This is a genomic window from Micromonospora sp. NPDC023814, from assembly GCF_040639595.1.
Lineage (GTDB): Bacteria > Actinomycetota > Actinomycetes > Mycobacteriales > Micromonosporaceae > Micromonospora.
On sequence record NZ_JBFAAF010000028.1, the window covers coordinates 53,254 to 68,601 of the forward strand.

Consider the following 15,348-nt stretch of genomic DNA (forward strand, 5'->3'; position numbering starts at 1 on the left):
GTCGGACGGCCGGCGGGCGGACGCGTCACTCGCGCCGCCGGCCCGCTGATTCTGACCACAGTCGACGGCTCCTGTCGAGGTCGTGGCCGGCACCGGACGGGCCGGAGGTGTCGCGGGCGGCCCGTCGCGCCTGCTGGGCGGGGCCGCGCGCCGCCCGTCCGGTTCAGACCGGGTCGGGCTCGAACAGCTCCGTCAGCCAGCCGGGCACCGCGGAGGCGTACTGCGCCCGGGCCGGGTCCCGCGTCATGAGGGCCCGACGCCAGGAGAGCGACCGGCTCACCCGGGTGACGCGGACGGCCAGCCGGGCCACCTCGCGCAGCGTCGCCCGGTCGTGCCGGTCCGACCACGGCTCCAGGTACGCGTCCCGCAGCCGCGCCAGCGTCGGGTCGCCGGCGGGCAGCTCGAAGGCGTCCGCGACCGAGTTCAGCGTGACCAGCAGGGTGCCGAACGGGTGGGCGACCGAGGCGTCCCCCCAGTCGAAGAACCGGTGCCCGTCGTCGGCGACGAAGACGTTGCCGTCGTGCAGGTCGTCGTGCTGGATGGTGGGCGCGACGCCCGAGTCGGCCAGCCGCCGGCAGTGCTCGGCGAAGGTGTCCCGGTGGGCGCGCAACCGCCCGTACGCCTCGACGTCGAGCCCGTCCTCCGCCCCCAGCAGCAGCGACTCCTCGTCCTCCAGCAGCGACTCGAAGAGCTCCGGCAGCACCTCCGGCCGGTGGTCGGGCACCCCGAGCGCGAGCAGTTCGCCGGCCCGGGGCGCGACCGTGCGCTGGAGGTCGGCGTACTCCGGCAGGACCTGCTCCCAGCGGGCCAGCAGGTCGCGGTCGCCGCCCAGCGCGTCGCGCAGCGAGCGGCCCCCGTCGGGCAGCAGCGACCAGCCGCGGTCGGCGTCGACCGCGATCGGGTCGAGCACCCGTCCCGGGGCGAGCCGGGCCAGCGCGCCCAGCAGCACCGCCTCGTGCCGGGTGCCCGGGTTGTTCGCCTTGAACCAGGCGTCCCCGGCGTCGGTGGGTACCCGCCAGACCAGGGACCACGGCCGGACCCGGGGCTCGACCGGCCCGACGACCCGCCGGCCGTGCCGGCCGAGTTGGTCGCCGACCCAGCCGAGCGCGGTGTCCCGCCAGTGCGGGTCGGCCCAGTCGGCGTGCGGCGTGGAGGCAGTGGTCATGCCGCGGAATCTAGCCCCGTCCCCGGCGCCGGGGCGACACCTTATCCCCGGCGCACCCCGTGCCCGGCGACGATCGACACTTCCCGCCGGTCCCGGCGATGGTCATCGCGGACGCCGGCGGGGACGGCTACCTTCACCGCCATGCCGGACGCCCCCTTCCTCACCGCCACCCGCGACTCCTACGACGCCATGGCCGTCGACTACGCCGAGTGGCTCCGCACGGACATGGACGAGAGACCCCTCGACCGCGCGCTGCTGGCCGCCTTCGCCGAGGTGGTGAAGGCCAACGGCAACGGCCCCGTCGCCGACGTCGGCTGCGGGCCCGGCCGCGTCACGATCCTGCTGCACCGACTGGGACTGGACGCGTTCGGCATCGACCTGTCGCCCGGCATGGTCGCGCTGGCCCGGGAGACGTACCCGCGGCTGCGGTTCGAGGTGGGCTCGATGCTCGCCCTGGAGCTGCCGGACGCCTCCCTCGGCGGGCTGCTCGCCTACTACTCGGTCATCCACGTCCCCTGGGAGCGGCGGCCCGAGGTCCTCGCCGAGTTCCACCGGGTGCTCGCGCCGGGCGGGCAGCTCATGCTCGCCTTCCAGGTCGGCGACGAACGCCTCCACCTCGACGAGGCCTTCGGCAGGCCGATCTGCGTCGACTGGTACCGGCAGCGACCGGACGAGGTGGCCGCGCTGGTGCGCGAGGCCGGTTTCGACCTGTGGGCCACGGTCGTGAAGGAGCGCGAGGGCACGGAGACGACCCCGCAGGGCTTCGTGTTGGCGCGCAAGCCTGCCGGGGCGTAGCCCCCGTCTCTGGTCGGCGGGGCGTCAGAGCAGCTCGACGATGGTGGCGTTGGCCATGCCGCCGCCCTCACACATGGTCTGGAGGCCGTAGCGGATGTTGTTGTCCCGCATGTGGGCGAGCATGGTGGTCATGATCCGGGCGCCGGAGGCGCCGAGCGGGTGGCCGAGGGCGATCGCCCCGCCGCGCGGGTTGAGCCGCTCCGCGTCCGCCTCGGTCTCCGCCAGCCAGGCCAGCGGCACCGGGGCGAACGCCTCGTTCACCTCGTACACCCCGATCTCCTCGATGCCCAGCCCCGCGCGGCGCAGCGCCTTGGCGGTGGCCGGGATGGGCGCGGTGAGCATGGTGACCGGGTCGTCGGCGGCGACCACGGCGGTGTGGATCCGGGCCAGCGGGCGCAGGCCGTGCCGGCTGGCCCACTCGCCGGTGGTGACGGCGAGCGCCGCCGCGCCGTCGGAGATCTGCGACGCGGAACCGGCGGTGACGACGCCGTCGGGGCGGAACGGGGTGGCCAGCTCGCCGAGCTTCTCCAGCGAGGTGTCCCGCCGGATGCCCTCGTCGGCGGCGAACTTGCCGCCGTCGGCCAGGGCGACCGGGGCGATCTCGGCGTCGAAGGCGCCGGCGTCCTGCGCGGCGGCCGCCTTCTCGTGACTGGCGAGTGCGAACTCGTCGAGCTGGGCGCGGGAGAAGCGCCAGCGCGCGGCCATCAGCTCCGCCCCGACGCCCTGGTTGAACGGCAGCGGCGCATCCTCGGCGAAGCCCTCGACGCCCCGGTACCGGTCGCGCACCTGCTCGCTGAAGGGCATCCCGCCGGCCCCGCTGGAGCCCATGGCCACCCGGGTCATCGACTCGACGCCACCGGCGACCACCAGGTCGGCCTGGCCGGAGAGCACGGTGGCGGCGGCGAAGTGCAGGGCCTGCTGGCTGGAGCCGCACTGCCGGTCGAGCGTGGTACCAGGCACCGACTCGGGCCAGCCCGCGGCCAGCACGCCGTTGCGGGCGATGTTCCACGACTGGTCGCCGACCTGGGAGACGCAGCCCCAGACCACGTCGTCGACCTGGGCCGGGTCGATCCCGGTGCGCTCGGCGAGGGCGCGCAGCACGTGCGCCGAGAGGTCGACCGGGTGCACGGCGGCCAGGCTGCCCTTGCGCCGCCCCACCGGGGTGCGTACCGCGCCGACGATGACTGCGTCACTCATGACTACTCCCCGGTAACTTCGGCTGCCACCGATACTACGTCCTTGGCGGGCCGCCGTCCTCCCCCGGGGTGCGCTGGCATCCTGGACGGATGCGCCCAGACCCGTCCCCGACCGTCCGCCAGTGGCGGGTGCCGGCCACCCTGCCGGCACTCAAGCTGGCCGGCGCGGTCGCGCTGCTCGCGCTCGCGCTGCTCCTCGACGAGGGCGACCCGGTCCAGTTGGGGCTGGCCGTGGTCGCGGCCGCCGCGCTGGCCGCCTGGGCGGCGCGCGACCTGGTGGCGCCGGTCCGACTGGCGGTCGGCCCGGAGGGGGTCACCGTCGTCCAGGGCTTCGCGGGTCGCCGCCGGCTGTCCTGGTCGACCGTCGAGCGGGTCACCGTGGACCGCCGCGCCCGGCTGGGCCTGACCAGCGAGGTGCTGGAGATCGACGCCGGGGAGTCGCTGCACCTCTTCGGCCGCCTCGACCTCGGCGCCGAGCCCGCCGACGTGGCCGAGGCCCTGCACGAGGCCCGCCCGCGCTGAGCGGCGGTCAGCCGTCGCGGCGGCCGGCGGGGCGGCCGGCGGGGCGGCCGGCGCGGCGGCCGGCGGGGTGGCCCGCCGCACGGCCCGCTCGGTCCTGCGGCACGACCGAGCGGACGGTCAGCCGCCGAGGATGACGGCGGTGCGGATCAGCGCCAGGCCGAGCAGCGCCGCCACGACCACCGCGCCGCCGGCGAACTGCACCAGCGTCCGCCGGGACCGTGGGGCGTACGCGAACACGAGCGCCACCAGCCCGCCGACCACCAGCCCGCCCAGGTGCCCGGGGATCGAGATGCCGGGCACGGTGAACGTGAAGACCAGGTTGATCACCAGGATGGGGAGCACCTGGGAGATGTCCCGCCCCATCCTGCGTTCGATGACCACCAGCGCGGCGAAGAGGCCGAAGATCGACGTGGACGCGCCGGCGGTGAGCTGGTTCTGCTCGCTGAACAGGTAGGCGGCGACGTTCCCGCCCAGCCCGGAGACCAGGTAGAGCACGCCGAACCGCAGCGGCCCGAGACTGGCCTCCAGCGACCGGCCCAGCACCCACAGCGCCCACATGTTCAGCAGCAGGTGGACCACGCCGTAGTGCAGGAACATCGCGGTGACCAGGCGGTACCACTCGCCCTCGGCGATGCCGCCGACCGTGCCGTCGGGGAAGATCGCGCCGCCGAGCACCGCGCCCCAGTCGGTCAGCGGGGTGCTGCCGCCCATCAGGCCGCCGAAGCCGGAGCCGCCGACCGCCGCGTCCCCGCCCCGGTCCGAGGCGATGGAGAGCAGCATCAGCAGCACGTTCAGCGCGATCAGCGCCTTGGTGACGTAGCCGTGCCGGCCGGCGGCACCGCCACCGAAGACGGTGCGCGCCGGCCGCACGCCACGACGTCCCTCCGCCACGCACTCCGGGCACTGGAACCCGACCGACGCCTCCCGCATGCAGTCCGGGCAGATCGGCCGGTCGCAGCGGGTGCACCGGACGTACGTCTCCCGGCCGGGGTGCCGGTAGCAGACCGGGGTGACCGGCGGCGACTCGCTCACCGCGCCCGCCCACCGACGCGGGCCGCGCGGCCCGCCAACCGGTCCCGACCTTCGGAGCGCTCAGTCATGTGGGCAAAGGTACCTCGCGGACGACTCAGGCAGCGGAGCGCTCGATCTCGACCCGCTCGATGACGACGTCCTGCAGCGGCCGGTCGTTCGGGCCGGTCGGGGTGTTGGCGATCGAGTCGACGACCTTCGCGGACTGCTCGTCGGCCACCTGACCGAAGATGGTGTGCCGGTTGTTCAGGTGCGGCGTCGGCGAGACGGTGATGAAGAACTGCGAGCCGTTCGTGCCCGGCCCGGCGTTCGCCATCGCCAGCAGGTACGGCCGGTCGAAGCGCAGCTCCGGGTGGAACTCGTCGGCGAACTTGTACCCCGGGCCACCGCGGCCGGTGCCCGTCGGGTCGCCCATCTGGATCATGAAGCCGCTGATCACCCGGTGCGAGATGGTGCCGTCGTAGTACGGCCCACTGCCCGGCTGACCCGTGCGCGGGTCGGTGTATTCGCGGTTGCCCTCGGCCAGGTCGACGAAGTTCTTGACGGTCTTCGGCGCGTGGTTGGGGAAGAGCTCCAGCCGGATCGGGCCAGCGTTGGTGTGCAAGGTGGCGTAGACAGCCTCGGCCACGGGTACTCCTCACTCGTTGGTCAGTTCCATGCGGATCCTCCCATGTGCCCGATCTGGCAGTGCGGAGGCATCCGAAGGTGGAGGATGACGAAGGAACAACTCCCAGGAGGTGGGACCGTGTTTGGAATCGGGCGGCGTAAGACCCAGGGGCAGCTGGCCAAGGCGGAGCTGAACCAGGGCCTCGGTCACCTGAGGCAGGCCGCGACGTACGCCGCGAAGGGCGCTGGCGCCACCGTCGGCCCACGGGTCCAGGCGGCCCGGGGCGCCGTCGCGCCGACCGCCGTCATCGTGCGCGACCGCGCGTCCAGCGGTCTCGCGTCCACGGTCGCCGCGCTCGCGCCGCTGGCCCTGGCCGTCCGCAAGGCCCAGGCCGAGGCGGCGGGCAAGGCGGGCACCGGCAGGAAGGCCGCCGCAGCCAAGCAGGCCGCGGTCACCAGGAAGGTCAAGGCGAAGAACATGAAGGCTTCCCGGAAGAAGAACACGCGGCGCGGCGGGTCCATGTTGACCGGTCTCCTCGCGGCCGGCGCGGTGGCCGGCGTCGCCGCGATGGCGATGCGTCGCCGCCGCGAGCAGCAGGAGTGGGCCGAGTACGACCCGACCCGCACGCTGGAACCGATGCGCGACGAGGTCGAGACCATGGAGATCCGGACCCCGGTCACCGACGCCTCGACGCTGTCGAGCGGCTCGGGCGTGGCCGGCGGGCCGACCGGTGCCGGCAGCTCGGCGGTGGCCGGCGGCGACAGCGCCTCCACCACCACCCCCGGCACGCAGCCGACGGTCCACGCGACGGACAAGGTCCCGTCGGTGGCCGAGGGCGCCAAGGACGTGTCGGGCCGCCCGGCGGACGACCTGACCGAGGCGCTGGGCAAGGGCGCCAAGACCAACGGGCGTCGCTGACGCCCCGAAGTCCCCGGAAAGCGCCGGCAGAGCGGGTCACCCCGCGCCGCCGGCGCTTCCGCGTCCCCGCCCCCGCCCCCGCCTCAGAGCCAGCCGTTGCGGCGGAACCAGCGGTAGAGGGCCAGCGAGATCGCGAGCATGAGGGCCAGCACGACCGGATAGCCGTACGTCATCCGCAGCTCCGGCATGACGTCGAAGTTCATGCCGTAGATGCCGGCGATGGCGGTCCAGACGGCGGCGATGGCCGCCCACGCGGCGATCTTGCGCATGTCGTTGTTCTGGTCGACCGTGACCTGGGCCAGCCGGGCCTGGAGGATGGAGTTGAGCAGGTCGTCGTAGGAGTTGACCTGCTCGACGGTGCGGCTGAGGTGGTCCTGCACGTCGCGGAAGTAGCGGCGGATCTCGTCGGGCACGTCCCGGTTCAGCTGCGCGGTGAGCGTCATCAGCGGGCGTTGCAGCGGCGTCACCGCCCGCTTGAACTCCACCAGTTCCCGCTTCATCTGGTAGATCCGCTGGATCCGGCCGCTCGACTGGCGGTCGAACACCTCGACCTCCAGCGTGTCGAGGTCGTCCTCCAGCCGGTCGGCGACCTCCAGGTAGATGTCCACCACCCGGTCGGTGACCGCGTACGCCACCGACCAGGGCCCGTGGAGCAGCAGGTCCTGCTTCGTCTCCAGGTCGGCCCGGACGGGGGCCAGCCGGCAGGCGTCCCCGTGCCGGACGCTGATCAGGAAGTTCGGCCCGATGAAGAGCATCACCTGGCCGGTCTCGACGACCTCGGAGTTCTCGGTCAGCTCGGCGTGCTCGCAGTAGCGCGCGGTCCGCAGAACCAGGAAGCTGACCTCGCCGAACTGCTCCAGCTTGGGGCGCTGCTGCGCCTTGACCGCGTCCTCGACGGCCAGCTCGTGCAGGCCGTAGGTGGCGGCGATGGCGGTCATCTCGGCCAGCTCCGGTTCGTGCAGGCCGAGCCAGACGAAGCCGTTCTCCTCGCGGCGGGCCGCGGCGAGCGCGTCGGCGTACCGCCAGTCGCCGGGCTGCCGCCGGCCGTCGACGTAGAGGGCGCAGTCGACCACCGCGCTGCGCTGCGGGCCGGCCGGCGTCGGGGGGCCCTGGAGGTTGTCGGGGTTGAGCCGGCGGGTCATCGCCCGCACGGGCGCCGCCCAGTCCCGGGGCCTGAGCACCCGCCCGCCGCTCGGCGAGGCCGTCCGCCCCCGCTGCCCCCGGTCCGTCATCACGCCCCCTCCCCACGCGCTGCCGCGGCTAGCAGGGTACGCCGCCGTCGACGGTCACGGGCGGTGACGATCGACCGTGGTGGCGCCGGGCGGGCCGGGCCGCATCAGGGGGGTGAGGGGACGACACGGCCCACCCGGCACCCTTGGGGGCGGGGGTTGTGCTGCTCGCGTCGCTCCGCGTGCCGCCCGGCGGGGGCCGGATCGGGCTCGTCGTCGGGCGCGGCGTGGGCCGGCGCCGGACGGTGAGTTGCGCTACGTGGTGAGTGACGCTCGCAGCATTGTGGGCCACCGGCCGCCCCGGCGGGAGCCCCGGGACGGCCGGTATCGCCGCACTGTCAGAAATCCGACAGAAATCAGCCCCGTACGGCCGCCATGGCCTCCGCCAGCCGCCGGACGCCCTCGTCGATCCGATCGGCGGTCACCGCCGAGTACGCCAGCCGCAGGGCGTGCCGCCCGCCGTCGACCACGAAGTCGCTGCCCTTGACCACGGCGACCCCGCGCTCGGCGGCGGCCGGGGCGAGCCTGTCGACCTCGACGTCCTCGGGCAGCTCGACCCAGAGGAAGTAGCCGCCGTCCGGCTCCACGAACCGGGCCTCGGGGATGTGCCGGCGCAGCGACTCGGCCAGCACCCGGGCCCGCTCGCCGAGCGCGGCGCGCACCGTCTCGATCGAGCGCTCGATGTCGCCGGAGACGCAGAACTGGTGCACGATCGCCTCGGAGACCATGCCGGGCGAGATGTAGAGGCTGGTCGCCTTCTTCGCGATGTCGCCGATCAGGTCCGCCGGGCCGACCAGGTAGCCGACCCGCACCCCCGGGCAGACCGTCTTGGTGAAGCTGGAGGCGTGCACCACGACGTTGCGGGTGTCGAGCGAGAGCATCGACGGCAGCGCCTCGCCCCGGAACCGGATGTCGGCGTACGGGTCGTCCTCGAAGATCGTGAACTCGTACTCGGCGGCGAGGTCGAGCAGCTCGCGGCGCTTCTCCAGGCTCAGCGTCACGCCGGCCGGGTTCTGGTAGTTCGGGATGACGTGCGCGAGCCGGGGGCGCACCCCGGACTCCAGCAGCTTGCGCAGCTCGGCGGTGTCGAGGCCGTCCGGCTGGATGGAGACGCCGTGCAGCTCGCCGTCCATCCGCTGGAGGTTGAGCAGGGTCCGGTCGTACGTCGGGCGCTCCACCACCACCGCGTCGCCGGGGCGGACCAGGTGGTCGAAGAGGAACGCGTCGGCCTGCAACGACCCGTTGGTGATCATCACCTGGTCGGCGGAGACCCCGTGCTTCTCGGCGATCCACTTCCGCAGGGGGAGGTAGCCGACGGAGGTGCCGTACGCCGTCACCCCGGCGGGATCGGCGTCGAACGCGCGGACGGCGGCGGCCTTGAGCCCCTCGACATCGACGATGTCCAGCGAGGGAGCGCCACGGGCGAAGGAGATCAGCTGCTCGGCGGTCATGGCTGTTCAGCGTACGGAAGGCGGTGGGGTGCGCGCCGACGGCACGGCGATGTCCGCATCCTGAGCCACCGGGACGGGTGACCTGCGTCAACCGGTCGGCGGCAGATCAGACCGGAAGGCCGAGCGGGTCGTGCTGCGCCTCGCGGAAGCCCGTCCACGTGCAGCCCGAGCGCCGCGATGAGCTGACCCAGTCGAAGTAGGACCGCCAGGCCGGCTCAGAGGCGTCAGCCCGACGGGCTGACCCCTCTGACGCATCGGCCACCGCCAGCACTCAGCCAGGCCAGGCGCCGGTCATGGTCCGCGCAGGGGACCGAGTACATGGCCAGCCGCCACCGCGACGGGTCGACGGCGCGATCACCTCCCGCCTGGCACGAGTGCACCCACCGGCCGTCCCCCAGCCCGCCGGCAACCGCTCCCCTGAGCCCCAGCCACCCACGCCGGATTTCACGTAGCCGCTCAGATCACGGACGCGGGGGCACGACAAGCCCGGGACGAAGGCGACGCGCGTCACCGTCGCGGCTTCGAGCAGATCAACTTGTCCTCCCAGGAGAGGCCGAAGACGACGACCCCGCCATCCGGCTCGATCAGGCCGATGACCACCACCGAGCCGGGCTCCATGGCCGCCGGGTTGATCACGATGACGGTGTCGTCGGGCTGGTGCTTCGCCGAGGGGAAGACCGCTTCCATGTTGCGCGGGCGCGGGTTCGAATGGCACGTCGTGCCATCGGTCGTGACCTTCGCCCGCACTCCGGCGTCGACGAGCGCCTTGCGGAGCGCGTCCGGGTCGGCGAGTTGCTTCCTCGACAGCGTCAGGGTCAGGGTGCCGTCAAGGTTGCTGACCAACGAGAACGCGGCCGGGTGCACGGGGGCCGTGGCGGCCGGCCGCTGCGCAGTCGGCGTCGCGCCCGGCCCCGAGCCGGCGAGCGACGACACGCCCACCGCCAGCCCGGCGGCAAGCGCCACTGCAGCCATGGTGACCACGCCCGCCCGGCGCCGGCGGCGCGCATTGCCCGCGGCGACGATCTCCTCCACCGGCCGCTGCATGTCCAGGCCGGACAGCCCGTTCGACACCGCACTCAGTACGTCTTCGTCTCGCACGCTCATTCTCCTCGGCTATTGGCAGGGGCGAGTTGGCCGCGCAGCGTCGCGACGGCCCGCGAAAGGTGGGCGGAGACGGTTCCCGCGGCGATGCCGAGCACTCCAGCGGTGGCGCAAGTGTCCAGGTCGAGGAAGACCCGCAACGCGATCACCTCGCGTTGTCGGGCGGGCAACTGGCGCAACGCCGCCATCAGCGTCGCGTCCACGCCGCCCGGGTCCCGGTCGACCACCACGTCGTGCATGTCCGCCAGGGCGACCTCCCGGCGCCGTCGCCGCCACGCCGACACCCTCGCGTTCAGGGCGGTACGGACTACCCATCCCTGCGGGGCCGGGTGCCGGCTGACCTTCCGCCAGGACATCCAGGCCCTGGTGAAAGCCTCCGCTACCAGGTCCTCGGCGCCCTGACGATCACCGGTCGCCGCCACCACCGCCTTCAGGCAGGCGGCACGGTGGAGCCGGTAGAACTCTGCGAACTGTGCATGCTCACGTCCCACATGCCGTACACGCATCAGAGCGCCGGCACACTTACCGCCCGGCCGAATTCGGCGAGAGAACCTGCCGGTGTGCCAGCGGCATCCGAGGGTGCGATCGCCCGCTCACGCGTCGTAGTCGACCATGCGCCTGCGGCCCCCCATGGTCATCATTTGCCGACCTACCAGAGCAACCAAAAAAGATCAAAGACCCTCACCGGGATCCTCATCCGTCGATCGGTCTGCCAGACCCGCGACGGACCGGCAACTCAGCTCGCCTCGGCCATGCTCTCCGCCCAGACCCGCATGATGTCGCGGACGGAGATCACCCCGGCCACCTCGCGCCCGTCGAGCACCACCAGGTGCCGGAAGCCGCCCCGGGCCATCGCGGCGGCGGCCTCCTCCACCGTCCACTCCGGCCCGGCGTAGACCACGTCCCAGGTGAGGTGGGCGCCCGTCCGCTCGACGTCGCAGTCCAGGCCGGCGCCGATGGCCTTGAGCACGTCACGTTCGGTCATGATGCCGACCCCCTCGGAGTCGGGATCGATCACGACCGCCGACCCGACGCCGCGGGCCGACATCATCCGGGCCGCCTGACGGAGCGTGTGCTCCGGGCCGACCACGAGGACCTCGCTGGACATCGCTTCCCGTACCTGCATCACGCATCACCCCTGTGGGACGGTGGCATCCGGTAGGGGACATGGTCCGCTCCGGATGTTGCCGGGACAAGACCGGGCATCGCCGCGACGCCCGACCGCTCGCTACTGTCGTGGCGTGTCCACCGAGCCTCTGCGCTGCGCCGGCGCGCTGATCGTCGACGACGAGGGCCGCCTCTTCGTCCAGCGACGGTCTCCCGACCGGCGCATCTTTCCCAACTGCTGGGACATCGTCGGCGGCCACCTGGAACCGGGCGAGGACGTGGACGACGCGCTGCGTCGGGAGGTGACCGAGGAGACCGGCTGGACGGTGTCGCACGTGCTCGGCCACGTCGGGGAGTACCGCTACGTCGCCGACGACGGCCTGGAACGGATCGAGAGCGACTGGCTGGTCCGGGTCGACGGCGACCTCGCCCGGCCGACGCTGGAGGCGGGCAAGCACACCGAGTTCCGGTGGCTCGCCGCCGACGAGGTCGGCCTGCTCGACGAGCACCGCGACGTCAACGACGGCCTGATCCGGCGGATCGCGGAGGAAGCCTTCGCCGCCCTGCGTTCGATCGGTCTGTGAACGACAGCGTCGAGCTGGCGCCGCACCGGTTCGCCGGCCTGGTCGCCCCGGCGGTCGACCGGGCCTTCGTCGCCGGCATGCTGGCCGGCCGCGACGGTGGCGGCGCGGAGCTGAGCCAGCAGTACGGCGGGCCGGCGGCCACCGGCTTCCTGCTGGAGTTCCGCACCCGCCTCGCGGCACCCGGCGGGACGGTCGACGAGGCCGGGTTCGCGGCGGTCACCCGCTACCGGGACCCGGCCGACTGCCGGCGGGCCCTGGACAAGCAGGTGGCGTACGGGATGATCCACCGCAGCCCCGACGGCGGGCTCTCCGCCACCGAACGCGGGCTGGCCTTCCTCGCCGGGATCTGGCAGGTGCACGCCGAGGTGACCGAGGAACTCTGGGCCGGGCACGACGACCGCGTGCTCCGGCTGGTGGAGGCGCTCGGCCGGGTGCTCGCGTACGCGCTGGTGCTCGCCGAGGAAGAGGGCGCCGACGACGGCGCCGCGTTCGCCGCGATGGCGCCGCCGTACGAGCCGGACGGCACCCCGCCCGGCGTGCTGCTGCTCAACCGGCTGGGCACGCTGCGTTACCACCGGGCCGACGCGCACGCCGCCGCCTGGACCGCCGCCGGGCACACCGCGGCGAGCGTCGCCGCCCTGCCGCCCGGGCCGGAGCAGCTCGCCATCGAGCTGGAGACTGACCGGCGGGCCGCCGGCCCGTACGCCGTGCTGACCGCCGAGGAGCGGCTGGCGATGCTGGCGGACCTGGCGGCGCTGCCCGGCTGACCCGGTTGGCGACAGCGATGACGTCACGCGGCGCTATCCTCCAGCGGTGACCGGGAGTCGTACGAGGGAGGACGCCTCAATGATCGGGATGGTGCTCGCGGCCGGGGCGGGGCGCCGGCTGCGCCCGTACACCGACACCCTGCCGAAGGCGCTGGTGCCGGTGGACGGTGACACCACCATCCTGGACATCGCGCTGCGGAACCTGGCCGAGGTGGGGCTCACCGAGATCGTGATCGTGGTCGGCTACGCGGCCGACGCGGTACGCGAGCGGCAGGCCGACCTGGAGAAGCGGTACGGCGTCACGCTGACCCTGGTGCACAACGACAAGGCCGAGGAGTGGAACAACGCGTACTCGCTCTGGCTGGCCCGGGAGCACTTCGCCCGGGGCGTGCTGCTGGTCAACGGCGACACCGTGCACCCGGTGAGCGTGGAGAAGACCCTGCTGGCCGAGCGCGGCCCGGGCATCCTGCTCGCCGTCGACACGATCAAGGCGCTGGCCGAGGAGGAGATGAAGACCACCTTCGACGCGGCCGGCCAGCTCACCCGGATCACCAAGATCATGGACCCGGGCGAGGCGTACGGGGAGTACATCGGCGCGACGCTGATCGAGCCGCAGGTGGCCGACGCCCTCGCCGACGCGCTGGAGGCCGCCTGGCGGCGCGACCCGAACCTCTACTACGAGGACGGCTACCAGGAGTTCGCCGACCGGGGCGGCGAGGTACGGGCGGCACCGATCGGGGACGTCTCCTGGGTCGAGGTCGACAACCACGCCGACCTGGCCCGCGCGCGGGAGATCGCGTGCCGCTACTAGCCCGTAGCGTCCTCACCCCGCTGCACATCGACGTGCGCCGGGGCGCGGTGGCCGACCTGGCGTCGATCCTCTCCGACGGCCGGATCTCCGCCGGTGGCGACGTCGCCGTGGTGGTCGGGCCGGGGCAGGGCGAGCGGATCGCCGAGCTGATCCGGCCGTCGCTGCGCTCTGCGGACGTGTTCACGGTCGCCGGAGGGACGCTGGACGCCGCCGACGACCTGGGGGCGAAGCTACGGCACCGGTCCTACGACGCGGTCGTCGGCATCGGCGGCGGCAAGACGATTGACGTAGCCAAGTACGCTGCCACCCGGCGCGGGTTGCCGATGGTCTCGGTGGCGACCAGTCTCGCCAACGACGGCATCGCCTCCCCGGTGGCCAGCCTGATCACCGAGGGCCTGAAGGGCTCCTACGGGGTGCACATCCCGATCGCGGTCATCGTCGACCTGGACTTCGTCGAGGCCGGGCCGGAGCGGCACAACCGCGCCGGCATCGGCGACGTGGTCAGCAACATCAGCGCCTTGGCCGACTGGGAGTTGGCCCGGCGAGTACGCGGCGAGCCGGTCGACGGGCTGGCCGCCTCGCTGTCGCGCGCCGGCGCGGAGGCGGTGCTCAACCACCCGGGCGACATGAGCGACGACGGGTTCGTCACGGTGCTGGCCGACGCGCTGATCTCCAGCGGCCTGGCGATGGCCATCGAGGGCACCAGCCGACCGTGCAGCGGCGGCTGCCACGAGATCATGCACGCGGTCGACGCGCTGTTCCCCGGCACCGCGTCGCACGGCGAGCTGGCCGGGATCGGCGCGCTGTTCTGCACGTTCCTGCGCGGCGACGAGCGCCGGTTCGTAGAGATGTCCGCCTGCCTGGCGCGGCACGGGCTGCCGCGCCTGCCGGCCGAGGTCGAGCTGACCGACGACCAGTTTGTCGAAGCGGTACAGTTCGCGCCGGCCACCCGGCCGGACCGCTACACCATCCTCGAACACCTGGCGATGTCGCCTACCGAGATCCGGGATCGGCTGGCAGACTACGCCGGTGCAATCCGCGACCACCTTGGCTGAGCCCCGCCCCACCGTCGCCGACTTCCACCGGGTGAACCGGGGCGGCGGCCTGTTCAGCGAATCGGTCAGCCAGTGGCTGGGCGCGGTCTTCGCGCTCGTCGCCCAGCGCCTCGGGCTGCGCCCGACCGCGCTGACCATCACCAACCTGGTGCTCGGCCTGGCCACCTCGGTCACCGTGGTCGCGCTCGCCGGTCGGGTCGCCGCCGGCGAGGTGCCGGCCTGGGCGGTCGGGCTGCTCGCCCTCGTGGGCTGGCAGGTCGCGTACTCCCTGGACTGCGCCGACGGTCAGCTCGCCCGGGTGACCGGGCAGGGCAGCGCGGCCGGTGCCCGGGTCGACGTGCTCGCCGACGTGGCCGCCCAGATCGCCCTGGTCGCCGCGCTGGCGGCGACGGCGGTGGCGCAGGAGCCGTCGACGCCGAGCTGGCTCGTCGCGATCTTCGCCGGCACCTGGATGGTCAACCTGGTCACCTCGGTGATGCAGGCCGGCCCGAACGCGGCCAGCATGGTCACCTCGACCTCGCTGCCCGTACGCCTGGTGAAGCTGGTCCGCGACTACGGCGCGGTGATCTTCGCCGCCGGTCTGGTGCTGATGTTCGCCCCCGCCCTCGTCCTCTGGGTGATGGTCGCCTTCACGATCGTCAACGGCGGCTTCCTGCTCGCCAGCATCGCCTTCTCCGCCCGCGCCTCGCTGCGCTGAGGAGGACATCCGACCACCTCCCGGTCCGCCCGGCTGCCACCCCACCCGGCCTGACGCCCGACACCGGGCACCGGGCACCGGGCACCGGGCACCGGGCAGTTACCCTCCGCGATCGTCACGCGCGTGTCGCGGCACCCGCCGGTCTCCCGCACCGCACGCTTTGCTCTGCACCCACCGGCGCACCAGCTACCGCACGTGTCCGGTGCGTGGATGGGTGCAGAGCAAAGCGTCGGCGAGTGGTCACCGGGGCGGAAACGCGGATCATGGTGAAGGCGCTGCTCAACAGGATGCGTGACACCTGAGGCGATTATTTT

At 73.2% G+C, this 15,348-nt stretch carries 17 protein-coding genes; 8 read left to right on the forward strand and 9 right to left on the reverse strand.

Annotated elements, in window-relative coordinates; genetic code table 11:
* Nucleotides 1-163 precede the first annotated feature (163 nt).
* On the reverse strand, nucleotides 164-1,165 hold the full coding sequence (locus AB0G14_RS17230; protein ID WP_357698318.1) for a phosphotransferase: 1,002 nt from the start codon (nucleotides 1,163-1,165) through the stop codon (nucleotides 164-166).
* Between the two features lie 141 nt (nucleotides 1,166-1,306).
* Between AB0G14_RS17230 and AB0G14_RS17235 the strand changes: the two genes are divergently transcribed.
* Nucleotides 1,307-1,960 (forward strand): class I SAM-dependent methyltransferase, encoded by a 654-nt coding sequence (locus AB0G14_RS17235; protein ID WP_357698320.1) that lies wholly within the window; start codon nucleotides 1,307-1,309, stop codon nucleotides 1,958-1,960.
* 24 nt (nucleotides 1,961-1,984) lie between these two features.
* Here AB0G14_RS17235 and AB0G14_RS17240 read toward each other — a convergent pair whose 3' ends face one another.
* Nucleotides 1,985-3,157 (reverse strand): acetyl-CoA C-acyltransferase, encoded by a 1,173-nt coding sequence (locus AB0G14_RS17240; protein ID WP_357698322.1) that lies wholly within the window; start codon nucleotides 3,155-3,157, stop codon nucleotides 1,985-1,987.
* A gap of 89 nt (nucleotides 3,158-3,246) precedes the next feature.
* Here AB0G14_RS17240 and AB0G14_RS17245 point away from each other — a divergent pair, with 89 nt between their 5' ends.
* A complete protein-coding gene (locus AB0G14_RS17245; protein WP_357698324.1) occupies nucleotides 3,247-3,678 on the forward strand; it encodes a PH domain-containing protein in 432 nt (143 codons plus the stop codon).
* Nucleotides 3,679-3,795: 117 nt separating this feature from the next.
* Here AB0G14_RS17245 and AB0G14_RS17250 read toward each other — a convergent pair whose 3' ends face one another.
* Nucleotides 3,796-4,710, reverse strand: coding sequence for a rhomboid family intramembrane serine protease (locus AB0G14_RS17250; protein ID WP_357698327.1), 915 nt, complete (start codon nucleotides 4,708-4,710; stop codon nucleotides 3,796-3,798).
* A gap of 94 nt (nucleotides 4,711-4,804) precedes the next feature.
* Nucleotides 4,805-5,335 carry a peptidylprolyl isomerase gene (locus tag AB0G14_RS17255; protein WP_350682508.1) on the reverse strand — a complete coding sequence of 177 codons (531 nt, stop codon included), beginning with the start codon at nucleotides 5,333-5,335 and terminating at the stop codon, nucleotides 4,805-4,807.
* Nucleotides 5,336-5,419: 84 nt separating this feature from the next.
* Here AB0G14_RS17255 and AB0G14_RS17260 point away from each other — a divergent pair, with 84 nt between their 5' ends.
* Nucleotides 5,420-6,232 (forward strand): hypothetical protein, encoded by an 813-nt coding sequence (locus AB0G14_RS17260; protein ID WP_357698329.1) that lies wholly within the window; start codon nucleotides 5,420-5,422, stop codon nucleotides 6,230-6,232.
* 83 nt (nucleotides 6,233-6,315) lie between these two features.
* Here AB0G14_RS17260 and corA read toward each other — a convergent pair whose 3' ends face one another.
* The 5 genes from corA to AB0G14_RS17285 form a co-directional block, all read right to left on the reverse strand.
* Nucleotides 6,316-7,464, reverse strand: a complete 1,149-nt coding sequence (corA, locus tag AB0G14_RS17265; RefSeq protein ID WP_357698385.1) for a magnesium/cobalt transporter CorA — start codon at nucleotides 7,462-7,464, stop codon at nucleotides 6,316-6,318.
* A 353-nt stretch (nucleotides 7,465-7,817) separates the two neighbouring features.
* A complete protein-coding gene (locus AB0G14_RS17270; protein ID WP_357698331.1) occupies nucleotides 7,818-8,912 on the reverse strand; it encodes a PLP-dependent aminotransferase family protein in 1,095 nt (364 codons plus the stop codon).
* Between the two features lie 507 nt (nucleotides 8,913-9,419).
* On the reverse strand, nucleotides 9,420-10,016 hold the full coding sequence (locus tag AB0G14_RS17275; protein ID WP_357698333.1) for a hypothetical protein: 597 nt from the start codon (nucleotides 10,014-10,016) through the stop codon (nucleotides 9,420-9,422).
* Nucleotides 10,013-10,519, reverse strand: a complete 507-nt coding sequence (locus tag AB0G14_RS17280; protein ID WP_357698335.1) for a sigma-70 family RNA polymerase sigma factor — start codon at nucleotides 10,517-10,519, stop codon at nucleotides 10,013-10,015. Before AB0G14_RS17280 ends, AB0G14_RS17275 begins: the two co-directional genes overlap by 4 nt.
* A 230-nt stretch (nucleotides 10,520-10,749) precedes the next feature.
* Nucleotides 10,750-11,139 (reverse strand): CBS domain-containing protein, encoded by a 390-nt coding sequence (locus tag AB0G14_RS17285; protein WP_357698337.1) that lies wholly within the window; start codon nucleotides 11,137-11,139, stop codon nucleotides 10,750-10,752.
* Nucleotides 11,140-11,254: 115 nt separating this feature from the next.
* On the opposite strand from AB0G14_RS17285, the gene AB0G14_RS17290 reads away from it, so the two are divergent.
* The 5 genes from AB0G14_RS17290 to AB0G14_RS17310 all read left to right on the forward strand — a co-directional run bounded on the left by AB0G14_RS17290 (nucleotide 11,255) and on the right by AB0G14_RS17310 (nucleotide 15,034).
* Nucleotides 11,255-11,704, forward strand: a complete 450-nt coding sequence (locus AB0G14_RS17290; protein WP_357698338.1) for an NUDIX domain-containing protein — start codon at nucleotides 11,255-11,257, stop codon at nucleotides 11,702-11,704.
* Nucleotides 11,701-12,471, forward strand: a complete 771-nt coding sequence (locus AB0G14_RS17295) for a hypothetical protein (RefSeq protein ID WP_357698340.1) — start codon at nucleotides 11,701-11,703, stop codon at nucleotides 12,469-12,471. The genes AB0G14_RS17290 and AB0G14_RS17295 overlap by 4 nt, the downstream gene beginning before the upstream one ends.
* A gap of 79 nt (nucleotides 12,472-12,550) precedes the next feature.
* Nucleotides 12,551-13,282, forward strand: a complete 732-nt coding sequence (locus tag AB0G14_RS17300) for a phosphocholine cytidylyltransferase family protein (RefSeq protein ID WP_357698387.1) — start codon at nucleotides 12,551-12,553, stop codon at nucleotides 13,280-13,282.
* Entirely contained in the window at nucleotides 13,270-14,337 is a 1,068-nt protein-coding gene (locus tag AB0G14_RS17305) for an iron-containing alcohol dehydrogenase family protein (protein WP_357698342.1), read from the forward strand. The genes AB0G14_RS17300 and AB0G14_RS17305 overlap by 13 nt, the downstream gene beginning before the upstream one ends.
* Nucleotides 14,312-15,034, forward strand: coding sequence for a CDP-alcohol phosphatidyltransferase family protein (locus tag AB0G14_RS17310; protein ID WP_357698344.1), 723 nt, complete (start codon nucleotides 14,312-14,314; stop codon nucleotides 15,032-15,034). Before AB0G14_RS17305 ends, AB0G14_RS17310 begins: the two co-directional genes overlap by 26 nt.
* Nucleotides 15,035-15,348 lie beyond the last annotated feature (314 nt).

Excerpts from the sequence above, each read along its gene's own strand:
- AB0G14_RS17240 (WP_357698322.1), bottom strand. The coding sequence starts at position 3,157 with ATGAGTGACGCAGTCATCGTCGGCGCGGTACGCACCCCGGTGGGGCGG.
- AB0G14_RS17280 (WP_357698335.1), bottom strand. The coding sequence starts at position 10,519 with ATGCGTGTACGGCATGTGGGACGTGAGCATGCACAGTTCGCAGAGTTC.
- AB0G14_RS17285 (WP_357698337.1), bottom strand. The coding sequence starts at position 11,139 with ATGCAGGTACGGGAAGCGATGTCCAGCGAGGTCCTCGTGGTCGGCCCG.
- AB0G14_RS17275 (WP_357698333.1), bottom strand. The coding sequence starts at position 10,016 with ATGAGCGTGCGAGACGAAGACGTACTGAGTGCGGTGTCGAACGGGCTG.
- AB0G14_RS17260 (WP_357698329.1), top strand. The coding sequence starts at position 5,420 with ATGACGAAGGAACAACTCCCAGGAGGTGGGACCGTGTTTGGAATCGGG.
- corA (WP_357698385.1), bottom strand. The coding sequence starts at position 7,464 with ATGACGGACCGGGGGCAGCGGGGGCGGACGGCCTCGCCGAGCGGCGGG.
- AB0G14_RS17245 (WP_357698324.1), top strand. The coding sequence starts at position 3,247 with ATGCGCCCAGACCCGTCCCCGACCGTCCGCCAGTGGCGGGTGCCGGCC.
- AB0G14_RS17300 (WP_357698387.1), top strand. The coding sequence starts at position 12,551 with ATGATCGGGATGGTGCTCGCGGCCGGGGCGGGGCGCCGGCTGCGCCCG.
- AB0G14_RS17270 (WP_357698331.1), bottom strand. The coding sequence starts at position 8,912 with ATGACCGCCGAGCAGCTGATCTCCTTCGCCCGTGGCGCTCCCTCGCTG.
- AB0G14_RS17230 (WP_357698318.1), bottom strand. The coding sequence starts at position 1,165 with ATGACCACTGCCTCCACGCCGCACGCCGACTGGGCCGACCCGCACTGG.
- AB0G14_RS17235 (WP_357698320.1), top strand. The coding sequence starts at position 1,307 with ATGCCGGACGCCCCCTTCCTCACCGCCACCCGCGACTCCTACGACGCC.